This window comes from Pseudomonas sp. GL93, assembly GCF_003408955.1.
GTDB classification, from domain to species: Bacteria; Pseudomonadota; Gammaproteobacteria; order Pseudomonadales; family Pseudomonadaceae; genus Aquipseudomonas; species Aquipseudomonas paracarnis.
Map to the genome: position 1 here is coordinate 128,838 of NZ_NKRF01000078.1, position 18,032 is coordinate 146,869.

Here is an 18,032-nt window from a genome sequence, read left to right on the forward strand (position 1 = left end):
GTCGGCTCCCTCAGAATTGGAAGTAAAGGAACGGCGAGAAACTCTGCGCCGACAGTTTGAGAATCGACGCCACGAACAGCAGCAGCACCGCAGCGCGCATGGCGTAGCGTGGCCAGTCAGCGGTCCAGTAGGCCGGTTGCACGGCGGCGTCACGGCCCACGCTGAAACCGGGCTCGTGAATGCTGCCTGGGTTGTCGCCAGGTACCGCCTTGATCAGGCTCGGATCAGCCGGCTTGGTCTTGTCGGCAGGGCGATTGGTGTAGAAGTCACGCAGACCGAAGAACGCCAACGTGGCGTAGGCCACTACCAGGGTTGCCACTTGCAGGCCGGTAAGGTTGGCGCGGTTGAGTTCCGACAGCGACCATTCGCTGAAGCTGAACATCGCACCGTACATGCGGCCTGCGACGTGCAGGTTTTCGGCGCGGAAGATCACCCAGCCCATCACCACCAGCAGGAAGGTGAAGGCCCAGCGCAGCACATTGAAACTGCGCGGCGCGGTGTTCAGGCCGATGGCTTTTTCAATCGCCAGCCACATGCCGTGCCAGGCGCCCCACACGATGTAGGTGATGTTCGCGCCATGCCACAGGCCACCGAGCAACATGGTCAGGAACAGGTTGCGGTAGGTGGTCAGGGTGCCTTTGCGGTTGCCGCCCAGGGTGATGTACAGGTAGTCACGCAGCCAGGTGGACAGGCTGATGTGCCAGCGCCGCCAGAACTCGGTGATCGACTGGCTGATGTAGGGCTGCTTGAAGTTTTCCATGAAGCGGAAACCCATCATCAAGCCCAAGCCAATGGCCATGTCGCTGTAGCCGGAGAAGTCGAAGTACAGTTGCGCGGTGTAGGCCAGCGCGCCGAGCCAGGCATCGCCCGTGGTGGGGTTTTGCAGGGCGAAGCAATGGTCGGCCACCACCGCGAGGGTGTCAGCAATAAAGACCTTCTTGATGAAACCCTGCATGAACCGCGTGCAGCCCTCGGAGAATTTATCCAGGGTGTGGGTGCGGTTGTTGAACTGGTCGGCCAGGTCGCGAAAACGCAACACCGGGCCGGCAATCAGGTGCGGGAAGATCGCCACGAACGCCGCAAAGTCGATCAGGTTACGCGTTGCCGGCGTGTCACCACGGTACACGTCGATGATGTAGCTGATGGACTCGAAAATGTAGAACGAGATCCCGATCGGCAACAGCACGTGGGTGAGGATGAACGGCTCCAGGCCTGCCGACTTCATCATCACATTGATGCTGTCGACACCGAAGTTGGCGTACTTGAAGTAGCCGAGGATGCACAGGTCGACCGCCACCCCAAGCAACAGCCAACGCTGCGCCGGCTTGGTGCGTACACCGGCGGCACCGACCTTGAGGCCGATCCAGTAGTTCCACAGCGTGACGGCCGCGAACAGCGCCAGGAAGTCCACTCGCCACCAGGCGTAGAACACGTAGCTGGCAATCAGCAGCAGCAGGTTGCGATAGCGTTGCCCGCTCAAGTAGTACAAGCCGAGAAAGATCGGCAAGAACAGAAACAGGAACACATTGGACGAGAAAACCATCCCGATCTCTCCATGTTTAACCAACAGTCAAGGGCCAGAGCCCCCCCAAACCCCCCCACGATTTCGGGGGAGGCTGTGATCGTTCCCACGCTCTGCGTGGGAATGCCTCTTGTGGCGCTCTGCGCCACGCTTTGGGACGCACAGCGTCCCGTGCTGCATTCCCACGCAGAGCGTGGGAACGATCAGCGACTAGCTGCCTTTATTGCCTTTTTCATGCGCCGGGTCGTAGACCTTGGTCAGGTCACCGCCCAGGCGGAAGGTCTTGAACGGTTGCATGCCATGCTTGCGCTCGATCACCTCCGGGGCGCAGGTGTAGAGCGTGCAGAAGGGCTCAAGCCAGGCAAACTTCATGTCTTCCTTGAGGTCTTTCATGTCCTGCTCTTTGCCGTTTTTCTGCTCGAAGATGTCCGGGTCTTTCACCCCGGCCAGCACCTTGTCGCCCAGGCGCTTGAGCGCGCTGTTGTTTTCCTGGCGCAGGTCCACACCGTTGACCAGCGCAAAACTGGCGATCATCGACAGCGGCGGCAGGGCGTAGTTGTGGTACGACAGGGCGCGCTGCTGGCGCTTCAATTCGTTCGGCAGGAAACCCTGGTCATCGACCTGGTTCACGCCGACCTTGTATTCCTTCACCGCCCAATCAAACAGGTCGCGGCGGTTGGTAGCGATGGACGTTGCCATCACCGACCACGCGGCCCAGTAGGAGTGGTTGTTGGTTTTTTCCAGGGGCAGGTTGTCCCAGTCGCTCACCACCTGGTCGGCCAGCTTGTTGAACCAGGCTTCGATTTGCTGGGCTTGCTGCGGGTACTTGGCCAGCGGTTGCGATTCGGAGAACTTCAGACGTACATAGGCCGAGGCCATGCTGCCCAGCGCCCATTTGCGCATGGACTTGCCGGTGTGGTTGAAGTCCTTGGACATCAACGCATCGGCCTTGGCCCATGACACCAGCCAGTTCAGGGTGCATTCGAGCTGCTGTGGACGGCCGTCGCGCATGAACTGCATCACGCGCTTGCTGGTGTCTTTTTCCAGCTTGGTGATGTCAGCGGTGCTGTCGCGAAAGGCTTTTTCCGACTGCACATTCAGGGTCGAACGGGCCTTGTCGGAGCCTTCGTACTTGCTGCGAAACTGCAACGGCCCGGTGTAGGGCGTTGGCATGCTGTCGCAATCATTCTTGAAGTCGCCGGTCTTGAACGCTTCGATCGGTGCGAAATAGCCCTGGGGCGGACGCAGTGGCGCCGCCGCATTGACGGAACCTGCGAACATGGCCAGGCCCAGCAGGCCAGGGAGCAATAACTTTTGCATAGGTAACCTCACTTCCCGAGTTGGGCGGTCTGCTGACCACCGCTTGGGAATACGTTGCGTGTGCAAATTTTCGCTTCAACCTTCTGCGCCGCAGCGCCCGCTTCGGGGCCCTGCACTTCCACGGCCAGCAAGTTCTGCGAGGCCCAGTCTTCATCGGTGCGCAGTTCAAAGGCGAAACGCCCGTCTGTATCGGATGTTTCGGGTTTCTCGATCTTGATGTCCTCGTGGCGCCCGTTCATGTACCAGAGGGTGGCTTGCAAGGTTTTCACCGACGGATCGGCGAAGCGGATATCGACCTGATGGTTGGCGTTGCGCAGGTCTTTGTTGGCGCTGTTGACCATCAGTTCGTTTTTGCCGGGTTTGAGCGTGGTGCTGGCCGACATCTGCGCGGTCTTGCCTTCGCAGCCGTTGTCCAGCAGCGCCATCATCTGGCGGTAGATGGTTTCCTGGTCGAGACGGTACAGCGGCGAGAATTCCCAGATCAGGATCTTCGGTGGGGTCTTCTGGAACTCGTCGCTGCCCAGGTACTGCAACATCGAGCCTTCCAGGCCACCGCCGGGGAAGGCGACGTTGAGGATGTCGGCACCGATTTCTTCTTCGAGGAAACCGGCAAAGTTGTAGTTCTTGCCGCTATGGCTGGTACCCACCAGGGTGATCTGTGGGTTGCCCGAATCACTGAACAGGTCACCGTCACCGGCCTCGCCCTTGGGTTCGGTGGTGAACTGGTCCATGTACTGGATCGCATAGCTGGTGCCGCACAGTTGCCCGGCCATGTTGTGCAGGGTGCCGGTCTTGCCCATGCGGCCCGAGCGCTTGGTCTCGAACTCACGCTTGGGAATCTCGGCATATTCCGGCATCTGCTTGACCTTGGCCGCGACGATTTTCGCGGTGCGCTGGGCGCCGTATGGGGTCCAGTGCTGGTCGCCACGGAAGTAGAAATCGTGGGCCGGCAATTCATCCGGCAGTTGCTCGTTGGTCAGCGGCGATAGGTCTGGCACCACGTAGCCCATCTTGGCGAAACGACCGAGCATGGTCTTGTAGTTGGTCAAGGCCTTGTCGAAATCGTATTTGGCCTTTTCCTCAGGGTTGAGCTTGTTGCGGTTCACCAGGCCACGGGTCGGCTGGTAGACCACCACCAGTTCCACGCCCTTGGCCTTGAACGCATCGTGCAGCTGCTGCATGCGTTTGTAGCCGGCCGGGGTGGTGTCGAATTCGGTGCGCAGGTCTTCCTGGGTACGGAACAGCCAGTCGCCCTGGGCTTGTACCAGGGTGGTGAAGTTCTGCTGGTAGCGCGTGGTGTAGTTTTTCGCGTCATGGGCGGCCGGGCACAGGCTGCAGCACGGTTCGGCGGTGAAGGTCGGGGCTTTCACTTCATCGGCGCGTACGCCCTGGCTGGCCGCCAGCAGGCCGAGGGTCAGACCCGAGAGGCTCAGCAGTTTGATCATGTGTGGGTGCATAAGGGTCATCCTCAGTCCTGCAATTCGGTCTGGCGTTCGACGGGGTCGATCAGCACGGCTTTCTGCTGGCGCACCAGCAGGTCGAGAATTTCTTCCTGGCGGTCACCCAGGATGCCGGAGAAGCTGATGCCGCTGGATTTGGTCGGCGCCAGCATCGACACGCGATACAGCTCGATACTCAACGGCGAGTCGATGGACAGCGGCCCGCTGCCGTTACCCGCCAGTTCACCGCCGACCACGATCAGCGACACCTTGGCATCGAACGGGTCGAGGGCGATGTCGCGGTCGGTGTCGGTCAAGTCCTTGATGTGGCCGTACACGCCGGTCAGGCCGTTGGCCATCGAGGTGTTTTCGTAGAGCTTGATGTTCACGCTGTTACGCACGCGGATTCCGTGGCGACGGTTGCTGATCACCTTGTTGCCCCACAGCAGGTTGTCGCCGCTCTCATAGAGGGTGATGCCGTCGGTGTGGTTGCGGTAGATCTCGTTGTCGGCGATCAGGTTGTTGACGCTGTTACGGTCGATCACCAAGCCCGACAGCTTGTTGTCATAGCTGCGGTTGTTGAAGATGAAGCTGTCGTTCACCTCCCGGGAAATGATGATGCCGTGCTTCTTCTTGGTGCCGTACACGGTGTTGTCCGCGATGATCAGGCCGTGGGAACGGTCGTGGGGGTCAATGCCGTAGACGATGTTGTCTTTGTAGGTATTGCCCTTGATCACAAAGCCTGTGGTCTCGTAGCAGTAGAAGCCGTACCACATGTCCGAGAACTCGGAGTCGATGATCCAGCCGGTCGGTTCAGGGCGCTTGAGCACCTTGGCCATGTTCGGCGTGTACTGGGAAATACTCACCCCGTACGACTTACTGTTGGCGTAGCCGAAGCTGGCCATCTTGGTCTTGGAGATATAGGTCTCGGTGCCGCCCCAGGCCAGCAGGAACGGGCGGAACTCTTTGGCCGACTTGAACAGCGCCGGGCCGTTGGCTTTTTCGTCCCAGCCGGTGACCTTGGTGTCACGCACGAACAGCTGGCCGTCGTTGATCAAAAACGAGCCGGCTTGCTGGGACAGGCGCAGTTCCTGGGTGTTTTTGTCGATGTCGAGGATGCCTTTACGGCCCACCACGATCGGCAACTTGGCCAGGAACACCCCCGGCGAGGTTTCGCTGAAGTACTGCTTGGGCACCTTGCCCAGTAGGTCCTTGAGGTTCATGTAACCGTCGTCGACGAAGATCGCCTGGGGAATGCCATGCTGGCGCACCACCCATTCGGCCATCTTGTTATCGCCGCCGATAAAGTCCTTGAGCGCGTCTTCCTGCATCATGCGGCGGATGCTGATTTTGCCCGCCTTGGTCTTGACGATCTTCTTTTCCATCGCCTGCGCGGTGTAGCCCGACAGGTCGGGCAGCGCCGGCTTGGCCATTTCCAGCGGCGCGGTGGGCGGGCTGGAAATGGTGTAGGTCTTGGCCTGTTGCAGTTCCTTGGCGATGGTCGGCGCCTTGGCCGCCGTATCGGCGAACGCTGTGGCGCTGGCCATCAGCATTGCCGCGACGAGTAGGCTTTGAGCATTCATGGCGCAGGCTCCCATCAGAATTTCCAGACCACGTCGACGAACGCGCGGTGCATGTAGGAGTCGACCTGGCTGCCATAGGCATCGCCGGGCTTGAACACGCCGGCACGCAAACGCACCAGGGCCGACGGCTCGTCGATCGACTGGCTCAGCGCCGCAGGCAGCAAGCCTTTCTTGAAGTACTTGGTGACCACCAGGTCCATCTCTTGGCCGAGGTCTTTCTTGCCGTCTTCAAGGGGCAGGGAGGTGCTGGAGAGGATCGCGCCGGTGACGTCATCGGTGTTGTTCTGCACCGCGTCGATACCGTTGCTGCCCACCGGTTTGTTGCCGTCCACGCGCCAGAACTTGTGGTACACCAGGCTGGCGTCATAGTCCTCGCGCAGTTGCCAGGAACCGAACAGGCTCATGGACTGCATGTTGTTCATTTCGCCGCGAAACGCTTCACCGAAGCGATGCACGCGAGACTGGGTACCAGTCCAGTTCGAACGGTTGCTTTGCAGGCCGTTCTGCTCGTACTCGGCACTGGCGCGGGAATAGGCAGCACCCACTTGCCACTGCGGGTCCAGGCGCAGGCGCACGCCGATGTCGGTGGCCCAGCCGCTCAGGTCATCGCTGCGCTTGGCGCTGGTGGGGCGCGTGCCGTCGGCGTTCAAGGCGTTGACCTTGTCGCGGTCGCCGCGCATGCCGGTGATGCTGGCCCAGTAGTTGACCGTGTTGGTGTTGCGCCAGTTATAGGCATCGCTGTTGGCTTCGATGCCCAGCCAGGTCAGGTCGCCGTTTTCGCGCTTGTCCAACGGGTCGCTGGCGACACCCGGTTCGGCGTAGTCGAGCTTGCCGTCGTCATGGGTGTGGTGGCCGCGCGCGCCGATCCACTGGCCCGGCGTCCACTGGTAGGCAGCGTCGGCGTAGAAGTGCTGGCGGTCTTTGTCGACCGGCGACAACTCCTTGAGGTCGGTGCGGTATTCGCTGAAGCGTTCGGCGGCGCCGACATTGGCCTTGAGCAAGGTGGTGTCGAAGGTCCAGTTCAGCGCTTCGATGTTGGTGTCGCGCCATTGGCCGTCGTCATTGCGCAGGCGCTGGCGGCCGAACTTGAGGATCTCGCCGGGGTAGGGCGTGAAGCCGCTGTAGCCGACCCAGAACTCACGCAGGGCCAGATAGTTTTTCTTGGCCTTGCGGTCGTCGTTGCTCGACTGCTGCTCGGTGGTGTCATCGGCCGACTGTTGCAGGGTGTCGGTCTCGATGATGTCGCTGGACACCACCGCCTGGCCCATGGCGTAGGCACTCCACGCGCCGCTTTCGCCGTAGATCCAGGGGCGCAGGTCGAGGCCGATGCCGTTGACGTCGCCGCCTTTCTGGGTGCCGAGGTCGCGGTCATCTTCAGACTGCGCGGTGGCTTTGACTTCCAGGCCGAAATTCTTGGCTTCGGTGAGCGCGGCCAGGGTCGGGCACGACCAAAGCAGGGCGAAGGACAGGCCGATACCGGCCTTGACGAATGGGTTGAGCTTCATAGGGATTCCTCGCCGTCTTCTTCTTGCAGGGCGTGCAGTTGCAGCGTGCTTTGGGCCAGGGTGCCGCGGGCGGCCAGTTCCTGTTGCACCAGGCGTTGGCCTTCGGCGCGTTGCTCAGGCGTCAGCGGCGCTTCAAGCTGGGTGGCTAGGTCGTTGGCCTCTGGCGTGTCCTGGGCCTTGGCCAACTGGCTGAAGACATAGGCGTTCAACGGGTCGGGCTTGGTGCCCTTGCCTTGGGAAAACAGTTGGGCGATGGCGAAGTCGGCGCTGTTCTGGCCGTTGCGCGCTGCGGTCAGCAGGTGGTCCAGGGCTTTTTGCGGGTAAACCTTGCCCAGGTAGCCACGGCGGTAGATCTGGCCGAGGTAGTAATCGGCGGCCACTTCACGGCCCACGGCTTTTTCGAAATGCGCCTCGGCAGCCTTGGCATCGGCCGGCACCCACTTGCCTTCGTAGTAGAGCTTGCCCAGCAGCAATTCAGCGCGTGGCTGGTCGGCGGCACGGCCGTTGTCGAGGTACTTCATCATCTGGTCGACGTCGCCCAGTTCGGGAAAGTCGTAGAGCAGTTGCGCCAGGCTGACCCAGGACGCCGGGTAGCCGGGGGCGATTTTTTCAAGCAAAGCCTGGGCGGTTTTTTCGTCCGGGGTGCCGAGGGTGGCATCGCCGAGTACGCGGGCGACGCTGTCGACGCGCTGGGCGGTGACGGTGCCACGGCTGTAGCCGGCTTCCATTTGCTTGAGCAGTTCGGCCTGTTGTTCCGGCTGCTGTTTTTTCTGATAGACCGTGGCCAGCTCGACGTAGCAGATATCGGTGGTGTTCAGCGCGGCTTTGCAGATGCGCTCCACATCGTCCAGGTGTTGGTCGTAGGTGTCCTGGGTGCGATACAGCAGCACCTGGGCCAGGCCGGCCTCCGGGTAACCGGCTGCCTGCCACTTGCTGATCTGCTGTTGGGCATTCACGTTGGGAAAGCTGTGCGGGTATTGCAGGTACAGCATTGCCAGCGGGATCAAGGTATTGCCTTCGCCATTGGCAAAGGCTTTTTTCAGCAACGTTTCGGCTTCGTGGTGTTCGGCTTCGCTGGCGCCGGGCTTGGTCGCCAGCAGGCGACCCAGGCGTGCCTGGGCGCGTGGCGAGGTGTCCGCCGCTGCACGGTAAGTGGCTTCGGCCTGCTGGATCTGCGCCGGATCGCGGGTGCCGACCTGGATATCGGCCAGGCCCACCTGGGCCTCGCTGTAGCCCAGTTCCGCCAGTTGCTGGTAATTCTGCTGGGCGGTGACGGTGTCGCCGCGCTTGAGGGCTTCGTTGGCCAGGCGCTGGTCGGGCAGGCCGGCGCAACCGGCCAGGCTTACGGCCAGTGCCAGCGCGCAGTACGCAGAGGCCAAGTGAAATCTGCTCTGTGTGGGAGCTGGCTTGCCTGCGATGGCATCGCTGCGGTGCAACTGATGCACCGAGTCGCCTGCATCGCGGGCAAGCCCGGCTCCCACAGAGGTCAGCGGTGTTGTTGGAATAGAGTTCACAGGCATGTCCTCGCTTACAGACCGTGAGCCATGGCTTTGTCGATCAGCCAGTTCAACGATGGGCCACGGTCGCTGGTGACTTCCACCGGGCGGCCGGCGTAGGTGCTGTCCAGCGGTGCGTCGGGCTTGATTTGCACGCGGATGTCGGAGGACAGGTCGGCGCTGTTCAGGCTGGTGCTGCTGACGATGGTGCCGGTGCGCACTTGTTCTTCGTCGGCGACCTGGAAGTTCACCTGCGTACCTGGGCGCACATCACCAAACTGGCGATAGCTGAAGCGCGCTTCCACATTGGCCTGGCTGCCGCGTGGCACCAGTTGGAAGATCACATCACCTTTGCTGGCGTACTGGCCGTCGGCGACCAATTGCTGGGCTACCACGCAATCGCAGGGCGACGTCAGGGTGCCGGTCATTTGCTTGCCGAACAGCTCTTCAACCTTGGCCGGTTGCAACTGGTCTTCGTCCAAGTGGCCCTTGAGTACATCGAGCATGCTCGTGCTGAAAGTAGCCAGTGGCGCGCCCTTGGCCGCTACCGAGTCACCTTTGAGCAGGCTTTGCACGGTGCCGTCACGGGGCATGGTCACGTTCATGCCCGGTACGCTGACGAGGCCGGCCTGGGCGTGGCTGACGAAGTACATGCCGTAGAGCGACTTGACCACAAAACCGAAGGCCGCCAGGCCCACCAAAAAGATCGCCAGGCTGAAGGTCACGGCGCGCAGGCGACCGAACGCGGTCATGCCGCTGCCGCCATCCTTGACCTTGCGTGCCTTGGTGAAGTTGTCGCGTTGCAGGGTCGCGAGTACGTCGCCCATAGTCACGATGTCGCCAGACAGGTGCGAGGTGATCAGGTGGCGCAGGGTGGAAATATCCTGGGCATCGAGGTTCTGGAACTGGCAACCGGTGCGGCCGGTCTGGCGGTCGTAGGAGCGAATCTGCAGCTCCACGTCCATGGCCAGGCCGAGGTTGTCGATCACGAACTGCAGGCGGCCTTTGTGCACTTGGCCGATGGTGAGCGGCTGGGTGGCGGTGAAGGCCAGGCCGCCGGCGGACAGGTCGATAACCTTTGCTTCGGTCGGCGTGCGGTCGCTGTTGAAGAAGCGCAGCTTGGCCGGGATTTTCACCCGGGCGTGTTGGCGCTGGGCTTCGGATTCGTGGACAACGTTGGCGTTTACTTGGCTGTTCATAGTATTCGATTTCCTAGTTAATTCAGGCTTGGCAGGGTCAGACCATCATCAGCAACACGGCAACGAAGATGCTGCCGGCGGAGAAGGTCATGGTCCGAGACGACCAGGTGTTGAACCAACGTTGAAAGCTGGCCAAATCGCGGGTCAGTTTGGTGTCCTGGCGGGTCCAGGACTGTTGATCAAGGCGGAAGAACACGTAGATCTTCACCAACGCGCCCATGATCTGGTTGTAATAGAGAATCAGCGGGTAGGCCGGGCCGATCTTGTGGCCGGAGCACGACAACAGCAGGGTGAGGATCAGGCGGGTAATGCCGATCCACAGCAGGTAGGCGAGGATGAACGCGCCGCCGTACTTGAAGGTGGCGATCATGGCCACGGTCAGGCCGAGCAGGGAGGTCCACATCGACACGCGCTGGTCGAACAGCACCACGCTGGTGAACAAGCCGAGGCGACGCACGCCCAGGCCCAGGGCACGGGAGTTCTGGCGCAGGTTGTTGCCGTACCAGCGGAACATCAGCTTGCGGCTGGCTTTGATAAAGCTCTTTTCCGGCGGGTGTTCCACGGGATTGATCGCGGCATCCGGCACGTAGAAGGTGTCGTAGCCCAGGCGCATCAGGCTGAACCAGCTGGACTTGTCATCCCCGGTGAGGAACTTGAAGCGGCCCAGGCGCCAGTGTTGCAGCGAGTCGCTTTCCACGTCGGCGATAAAGCCCGGGTCAGTCACTACGCTGGCGCGGAACACCGACATGCGCCCGGTCATGGTCAGCACGCGCTTGGACAGAGCCATGGAGCACATGTTGATGTGGCGTTGGGCGAAGCGCAGCTTGTGCCATTCGCTCATGATGTAGCCGCCGCGCACTTCGCAGAATTCGTTGGTGGTCAGGCCACCGACATTGCCGAACAGCTGGAACCACGGCACGGTCTTGCGCACTACGCCTTCGGCCAGCACGGTGTCGCCATCGATCACGGCAACCACGGCGCGGTCGTCCGGCAAGTGGCGGGAGATGGCACGGAAACCGAACGCCAGGCCGTCACGCTTGCCAGTACCGGCGATACGCACGAAGTCGAGCTTGACGTGAGCCGGCGGGTTGAGCTTTTCCCAGAGGCTCTTGACCAGCAGCTCATCGGACATTTCCACCAGCGAGCAGACCACGGTGGTGGGGAAGCCGCAGTCGATGGCTTCGCGAATCACCGAGCTATAGACCTGGGCGGTGGTCAGCGCGTCGATGCGAAAACTGGTGACCATCAGGAACACATGGGACGGGTCGGCGGCCTTGCCCAGCTTGCGCACTTTGCGGCGCAGGTGCGGGTACACCACGTACAGGAACAGCATGCCGCGAAAGAAATGCGTCGCGCCCATCGAGTAGCGCCAGATACCCACGGCACCAATCAGGAAAATAAAATTCTTCGATTGCGAATCGAAGGTGCTCGCCGGCAACAGCAGGGCGAGACCCATCAGCAGGCTGAGAAAGAACAGCCAGCCGGCGGATTGCAGAAATACATGTTTTAACTTGGACATAAGCGTCATCCGCAAGGTGAGGAGGCTTCAGGCTGCAAGCGCTGGGGGTAAGCCACTGGCAGCCTGAAACTTGCCGTTGCTGTTACCAGCAAATACCTTCGGTACGGCCACTCACGCTGGTGGCCTTGGACATGAAGCCCACCAGGTCGACCACTTGCTTGCCTTCCGGAGCGTTATGCGCCAGGGCACGGAACTTCTCGTCACGGTTACCGAGGATGATCACGTCGGAGTTGTTGATCACATCATCGAAATCCGAGTTGAGCAGGGACGACACGTGAGGGATCTTGCCTTCGATGTAGTCCTTGTTCGCGCCATGTACACGGGCGTATTCGACGTTGCTGTCGTAGATGCTCAGGTCGTAACCCTTGCCGATCAGCATTTCTGCCAGCTCTACCAGCGGGCTTTCACGCAGGTCGTCAGTGCCGGCCTTGAAGCTCAGGCCCAGCAGCGCGACTTTGCGCTTGTCGTGGCTGGACACGATGTCGAAGGCGTTCTGTACCTGGGACTCGTTGCTGCGCATCAGCGAGTTGAGCAGCGGTGCTTCCACGTCCAGGGAACCGGCGCGGTAGGTGAGGGCACGCACGTCTTTGGGCAGGCACGAACCGCCGAAAGCGAAGCCTGGGCGCATGTAGTACTGGGACAGGTTGAGGGTCTTGTCCTGGCACACCACTTCCATCACTTCACGACCATCGACGCCGACGGCCTTGGCGATGTTGCCGATCTCGTTGGCGAAGGTGACTTTGGTGGCGTGCCACACGTTGCAGGTGTACTTGATCATTTCGGCGACGGCGATGTCTTTGCGGATGATCGGCGCATCGAGCTCTTCGTACAGCGACTGCAGGACATCGCCGGAGGCGGTGTCGAACTCACCGATGACGGTCATCGGCGGCAGGTCGTAGTCGGCGATGGCGGTGGATTCACGCAGGAACTCCGGGTTGACCGCAACGCCGAAATCCACACCGGCTTTCTTGCCGGAGCAGTCTTCGAGGATCGGGATCACCACATTGGCCACGGTGCCTGGCAGTACGGTGCTGCGCACCACGATGGTGTGGCGAGTGGTCTTGTCGCGCAGCACAAAACCGATCTCACGGCATACCGATTCGATGTAGTTGAGCTCCAGGTCGCCGTTTTTCTTGCTCGGCGTACCGACGCAGATCATCGACAGGTCGGTGTCGCGGATGGCTTCGGCGAAGTTGGTGGTGCCGCGCAGTCGACCGGTTGCGATGCCTTGGCTCAACAGTTCGCCCAGACCCGGTTCAACGATGGGGGATTTACCCGCATTGATCAGGTCGATCTTTTCCTTGGAGATGTCTACGCCGACCACTTCATGGCCTCGGGCAGACAGGCAACCGGCACACACGGCGCCAACGTAACCCAAACCAAATATGCTGATGCGCATCGCAATTACCTCTATGTTTAAATCATGCCATTAGATGGCCGGAGTTCATGTTTGCAAGCGTCACTGATGCCGCGAAAGTTGGGCGAATAGACGCCGACTTACCGCGTGCAGGCATGTTAAATAGCGAGTGACTAACTATTGCACTCAAGTTGTGCGCAACGTGGCCTTGTTATTGGGGCTTGCCCTGAAATGCAGCCGGTTTTCCATGGCGGAAGGGTCCGGCGCCAGTGCCGCAGGGCTTTGATACAGGCAATAAGCCTTTTGATATCAATGCCTTGGGTGTTAACACTGGCTCATTTAGGTCAGCGCTGCCTTGGCCTTTAGGGGTTGGCAATGAGTCCTTATCGCCGCCCTCAACTCAATCAGTTGATAATATGACCTTCGAGCCAAAGTGCTTTATGACAACTTGGCTACTTCCATTGGTCGGTATGTAAGTCATCTCTTACGTAAACAGAGAATTTCGTTACCGGTGGTATGAGCGGTGCTTCAGGACGAAGTTCCTGGCCGCTCATCCCCTTTCCGGAAATTTTTTGAAATATTAGAAAAGATGGCACTGGTACTATATTGATAGCACTTGCTATTTAGGCCAGTAGTTATGGGGAGTTGGTGCGAGAGGATAGTTTTGTGCCACTACTGTTAAAAAAAAGTGGTGCCACTACGAAAAAAACCGACGAGTGTCGAGTGAAGAAATTGTTAGGGATGTATCGTGATATTTTTTGACGTCAAATAAATGACGATTCTCGAGGTGAAATGCAGACAAAAAAGGTGGGAGCTGGCGTGCCTGCGATAGCGGAGGGTCAGCTGACTCACATGTTGCTGATACACCGCTATCGCAGGCAAGCCAGCTCCCACAGTTGATGTTGGTGGCTGTACCGGTCTTATTCCGGTGCGTGATCGCGCAAGAACACCAGGTTGTCCGGCTTGGACTGCTCCGCATTGAAGCGGTAACCCTGCACATCGAACTGCTTGAGCTGCGCCGGGTCGTTGATGCGTTCTTCAATCACAAACCGGCTCATCATGCCCCGGGCTTTTTTCGCGTAGAAGCTGATGATCTTGTATTGGCCGTTCTTCAGGTCCTTGAACTCGGTGTTGATGATCCGTGCCTTCAAGGCCGTGCGCTTGACCGCCGAAAAATACTCATTGGACGCCAGGTTGAGCAGCACATCGTCGCCTTGCTCGGCCAGTGCCTCATTCAACCACTCGCTGATGCGCGTGCCCCAGAACGCGTAAAGGTCCTTGCCACGGGCATTGGCCAGCTTGGTACCCATCTCCAGGCGGTACGGCATCATCAAATCCAACGGGCGCAGCAGGCCGTAGAGGCCCGAGAGCATGCGCAGGTGGTCCTGGGCATAGCTGAAATCAGCGTCGCTGAAGGTCTCGGCATTCAGGCCGGTATACACGTCGCCCTTGAACGCCAGCAGCGCCTGCTTGGCGTTGGCCGGAGTGAAGGCGGGCGTCCAGCTGCCGAAACGCGCGGCGTTGAGGCCACCGATCTTGTCGGAGACGTGCATCAGCTCACTGATTTGCGCCGGGCTCAGTTCGCGCAGTTGCTCGATCAGTTCCTGGGAGTGGTCCAGGTACTGCGGCTGGGTGAAGCGCGCAGTGACCGGCTTGGACTCGAAGTCGAGGGTTTTGGCGGGGGAAATCACCATCAGCATGAAGTTGGCTCCTGGAATCGTGGGGGGATTCTAGGGGGTTGGAGCGTTCGACTCCACCTATCAAGCCGATAGGCCCCGGTTTTTGCGTAGGAGCGAGCTTGCTCGCGAAAGTCGTCAACGAGAATGCTGGCAGACTGAATAAACGCGGTGCCCAGACGTTTTTCGCGAGCAAGCTCGCTCCTACACAAAAAGGGCGGGCCAGTCCGCTATGATGGGCGGTAACTCTGCAGAGGGAGACCCCGTGTGCGTTTAGCGCTTTTATTGTCCGCTTGCCTGCTGTGCCTGAATGCCCAGGCCGCGCCGGTGGATGTCGCCAGCCTGGATCGTAGTACCTGGCCGGAAAAACTCGCCAGCCCGGCGCTGTTCGATGTGGCTTCGCGTGCGGAGATCCTGATGTTTGCCCACGGCCTGCTCGCCAGCGAAGCCCTGGACGACGCCGCGCTCAAGCAGCGCTTGGGGTTGAAGATCATCAACCTGGCTGCTATCGACGACCTGCGTCGCCAGCTCTGGCAACGGCTGTTGGAGAACTACACGTTCGCCCAGCAGAGCTGCGAAGAAGACGCCTCGTTCTGCTACCTGGTGGAAAACATGGACGACCTGCGTGAGCAGGCTGGCAAGTTCGAGGTCAGTGACAACTCTTTCTATATAGGCTGGGCCGCCCCCAGCCGGCACTTCCACGTACGCTATCTGGACGAGTTGTTGCGCAAGGCTGCGCTGTTTCCGCAAATCAGCAGTGAAGTGGCGCGCTTTGGCGCTCATGAGCGCAACGGTGATGAACTCAATGACCGGATGTTTTTACTGACCTTCGACGGTGGCCCTGCACCTGTCAGCGGCAATACCGACTGGCTCACCGATTACCTGCGCAAGCAAAAGATGAACGCGACGTTCTTTGTTCTTGGCAGCAGCTTGCAAACTCGTGTGGAGCGCAGTTCCGCTGCCGATGTGCAGGCGCTGTACCAAGGGCAGTGCGTGGGTCTTCAGGGCTGGCAGTACCGCTCCCACAGCCATTGGGTCGACTGGCAAAGCTCCATCACCCGCAGTGCCGGGCTGGTACAGAACCTGATGCCGGAAAATTATGTGCCCTTGTTCCGCCCACCGTATGGGCAACGCCGTGCGGACAGCCAGGGCTTCTTCCAGCAACAGGGCTTGCAAGTGGCGTTATGGGACATCGATTCCCAGGACGAGCCGGGCAAGCTCAAGGCCGATGAGTCGGCGCAGCGGGTGCTGACGCTGATGCTGCTGTGGCGCAAAGGCGTGATCGTGTTTCACGACACCCAGGACAAGGCGCGGGTGGCATTGCCGATGGTATTGCAGGCAACGACGCAGAGTGGCTTGGGTTGGCAAGAGTGTCGCGAGGCATTTCGCTGAGAATGCCCGGCCCTGCTGGGGATGAGGAATTTTCGGGGTGATTTGCTGCGACATTTCGATGCAGGCGGACTTCCGACTTTAACGGGGTACATGGCACTCGGCTAGTGCTATTCGTCATCCTGAAAAATAAACTTCAAAAAAGCGTCAAAGTGCTTTTTCCTGTCATGGGTTTTGCGGTATTACGAAGTCAGATCGCCGAAACCTGCAGCACAGGTGGCGTCTTCCAAGACTCCTTCTGTGGGCACTGCACTTGACCTTACTCAAGGTGCAATCGGTGGTCGAATCGAGGCGCAGCACCGCCCAGGTATTGCGTCGAATGGCTCCCACAAAGGTGACCGAGTATGGATGATCATGGACGTAACCCTTCTTCCGACCAGCCAATCCTTTATGTGCTTGATACCAACGTATTGATCCACGATCCAAACGCACTGCTGAACTTCGAAGAACACCACGTCGCCATCCCGATGATCGTGCTTGAGGAGCTCGACAAACTCAAAAGCGGCCACCACAGCGTTGCCGCCGAATGCCGCCAGGCCATCCGCCTGATCGATAAGACCCTGGGTGAAGCTTCGCCCGAGGACGTTGAAGTCGGCGTGCCCATCCAGCGTGGCAAGAGCGGGCCCAAGGGTTTGCTGTCGATCCTGATGAGCAAGCGCAGCGAGCCCAACAGCCTGCTGCCGGAAAACCTGAACGACAACAAAATCATCAACCAATTGATCGACCTGCACGCCCGCGACAAGGACCTGCGCGTGGTGCTGGTGACCAAAGACATTAATATGCGCCTCAAGGCACGAGCGTGTGGGATCGCTGCCGAGGACTACAGTACCGACCAACTGGTCGACGACGTGTCGATGCTTTCGCGTGGTTATCACATGATGACCGGCTCGTTCTGGGACCGTGTCAGCAAGGTCGAAACCCGTCAGGACCACGGCCGCACCTGGCATCAGGTACAACTGATCGACAACCTGCCGGCCGTGCATATCAATGAGTTCATTGTCGATGAACAGGGCTTCGTGGGCTGGATCAAAGAGATCCAGGTCGACAAGTTGCTGATCCTCGACCTGCATCAGGAACCCCTGTTGCACCAGGAAGCCTGGGGCCTGAAACCGCGTGATATCTACCAGAGCCTGGCGCTCTATGCGCTGCTCGACCCGGACATCCATCTGGTCAACCTGACCGGCGCCGCGGGTTCGGGCAAAACCATCCTGGCCCTGGCCGCCGCCATCGAACAGACCATGGTGACCAAACGCTATCGCCGCATCATCGCCACCCGCAGCGTGCAGGGCCTGGACCAGGAGATCGGCTTTCTGCCCGGCACCGAAGCGGAAAAAATGGAGCCGTGGCTGGGGGCGATCACCGACAACCTCGAAGCCTTGCACATGGATGACGAAAACACCCATGGCAGCGTCGACTACATCCTCAGCAAAGTGCCGTTGCAGTTCAAATCCCTCAACTACATCCGAGGTCGCAGCTTCCAGCAAAGCCTGATTCTGATCGATGAATGCCAGAACCTTACGCCGCACCAGATGAAAACCATCATCACCCGTGCCGGCGCCGGTTCCAAAGTGGTGTGCCTGGGCAACCTGGCGCAGATCGATACCCCTTACCTGTCCGCGACCAGCTCCGGGCTGACTTACCTGACGGAACGCTTCAAGGACTTCCCGAACGGCGTGCACATTGCGCTGCAAGGGGTACCGCGTTCGATTCTGGCTGAATACGCCGAGTCCCATCTGTAACTACGCTGAACCCGCTGCGAAAAACCCCGGATTTTTCACGAAATCCGGGTTTTTTGTTTTGTGCGACATTTGCCTGCGTTAATGCGTCCTGGGCGCTTGTGGTGCTTGTAATTATTTTGTTACATTTTTTCTTGCGGTAAAAACTATAAGAACACTGCAAGACCCCGTCGGAACACCACCTCCTTGATTCGACGAACGCTTAGAAAACCTGTCCAGGGTTTTCACCGTGACCCTGCCTATTACAAAAGCCCGATACATCGCTCATTGATGACGCACATATCCAAAGGG

The 18,032-nt window shown here is 59.7% G+C and carries 12 protein-coding genes; 2 read left to right on the plus strand and 10 right to left on the minus strand.

The annotated features are described in order from the left end of the window. Positions 1-10 precede the first annotated feature (10 nt). From CER19_RS16830 to yaaA, 10 genes are all read right to left on the minus strand, one after another. Positions 11-1,543 (minus strand): MBOAT family protein, encoded by a 1,533-nt coding sequence (locus CER19_RS16830; RefSeq protein ID WP_032877692.1) that lies wholly within the window; start codon positions 1,541-1,543, stop codon positions 11-13. 189 nt (positions 1,544-1,732) lie between these two features. Next, positions 1,733-2,842: a mannuronate-specific alginate lyase gene (locus CER19_RS16835; RefSeq protein WP_116667211.1), complete on the minus strand. Its 1,110-nt coding sequence runs from the start codon at positions 2,840-2,842 to the stop codon at positions 1,733-1,735. Between the two features lie 8 nt (positions 2,843-2,850). Continuing rightward, positions 2,851-4,299 (minus strand): alginate O-acetyltransferase, encoded by a 1,449-nt coding sequence (locus CER19_RS16840; RefSeq protein ID WP_116667290.1) that lies wholly within the window; start codon positions 4,297-4,299, stop codon positions 2,851-2,853. An 11-nt stretch (positions 4,300-4,310) separates the two neighbouring features. Further along, positions 4,311-5,879 (minus strand): mannuronan 5-epimerase AlgG, encoded by a 1,569-nt coding sequence (algG, locus tag CER19_RS16845; RefSeq protein ID WP_032893489.1) that lies wholly within the window; start codon positions 5,877-5,879, stop codon positions 4,311-4,313. Next, the gene (locus CER19_RS16850; protein ID WP_116667212.1) at positions 5,879-7,369 is read right to left on the minus strand and encodes an alginate export family protein; all 1,491 of its coding nucleotides are present in this window, start codon (positions 7,367-7,369) and stop codon (positions 5,879-5,881) included. Before CER19_RS16850 ends, algG begins: the two co-directional genes overlap by 1 nt. Next, the gene (algK, locus tag CER19_RS16855; protein WP_116667291.1) at positions 7,366-8,787 is read right to left on the minus strand and encodes an alginate biosynthesis TPR repeat lipoprotein AlgK; all 1,422 of its coding nucleotides are present in this window, start codon (positions 8,785-8,787) and stop codon (positions 7,366-7,368) included. Before algK ends, CER19_RS16850 begins: the two co-directional genes overlap by 4 nt. Positions 8,788-8,897: 110 nt before the next feature. Then, a complete protein-coding gene (locus tag CER19_RS16860) occupies positions 8,898-10,064 on the minus strand; it encodes an alginate biosynthesis protein Alg44 (RefSeq protein ID WP_032893484.1) in 1,167 nt (388 codons plus the stop codon). Between the two features lie 37 nt (positions 10,065-10,101). Further along, positions 10,102-11,583 (minus strand): mannuronan synthase, encoded by a 1,482-nt coding sequence (alg8, locus tag CER19_RS16870; protein WP_165861641.1) that lies wholly within the window; start codon positions 11,581-11,583, stop codon positions 10,102-10,104. Between the two features lie 82 nt (positions 11,584-11,665). After that, positions 11,666-12,982, minus strand: a complete 1,317-nt coding sequence (locus CER19_RS16875; RefSeq protein WP_003188741.1) for a nucleotide sugar dehydrogenase — start codon at positions 12,980-12,982, stop codon at positions 11,666-11,668. Positions 12,983-13,860: 878 nt separating this feature from the next. Next, positions 13,861-14,640, minus strand: a complete 780-nt coding sequence (gene yaaA, locus CER19_RS16880) for a peroxide stress protein YaaA (RefSeq protein ID WP_057710959.1) — start codon at positions 14,638-14,640, stop codon at positions 13,861-13,863. A gap of 243 nt (positions 14,641-14,883) precedes the next feature. On the opposite strand from yaaA, the gene CER19_RS16885 reads away from it, so the two are divergent. Together CER19_RS16885 and CER19_RS16890 are read left to right on the plus strand one after the other, a co-directional pair. Beyond that, positions 14,884-16,008: a polysaccharide deacetylase family protein gene (locus tag CER19_RS16885; RefSeq protein ID WP_116667214.1), complete on the plus strand. Its 1,125-nt coding sequence runs from the start codon at positions 14,884-14,886 to the stop codon at positions 16,006-16,008. A gap of 341 nt (positions 16,009-16,349) precedes the next feature. After that, positions 16,350-17,744 carry a PhoH family protein gene (locus CER19_RS16890; RefSeq protein ID WP_005785025.1) on the plus strand — a complete coding sequence of 465 codons (1,395 nt, stop codon included), beginning with the start codon at positions 16,350-16,352 and terminating at the stop codon, positions 17,742-17,744. The last annotated feature ends 288 nt before the right edge of the window (positions 17,745-18,032 follow it).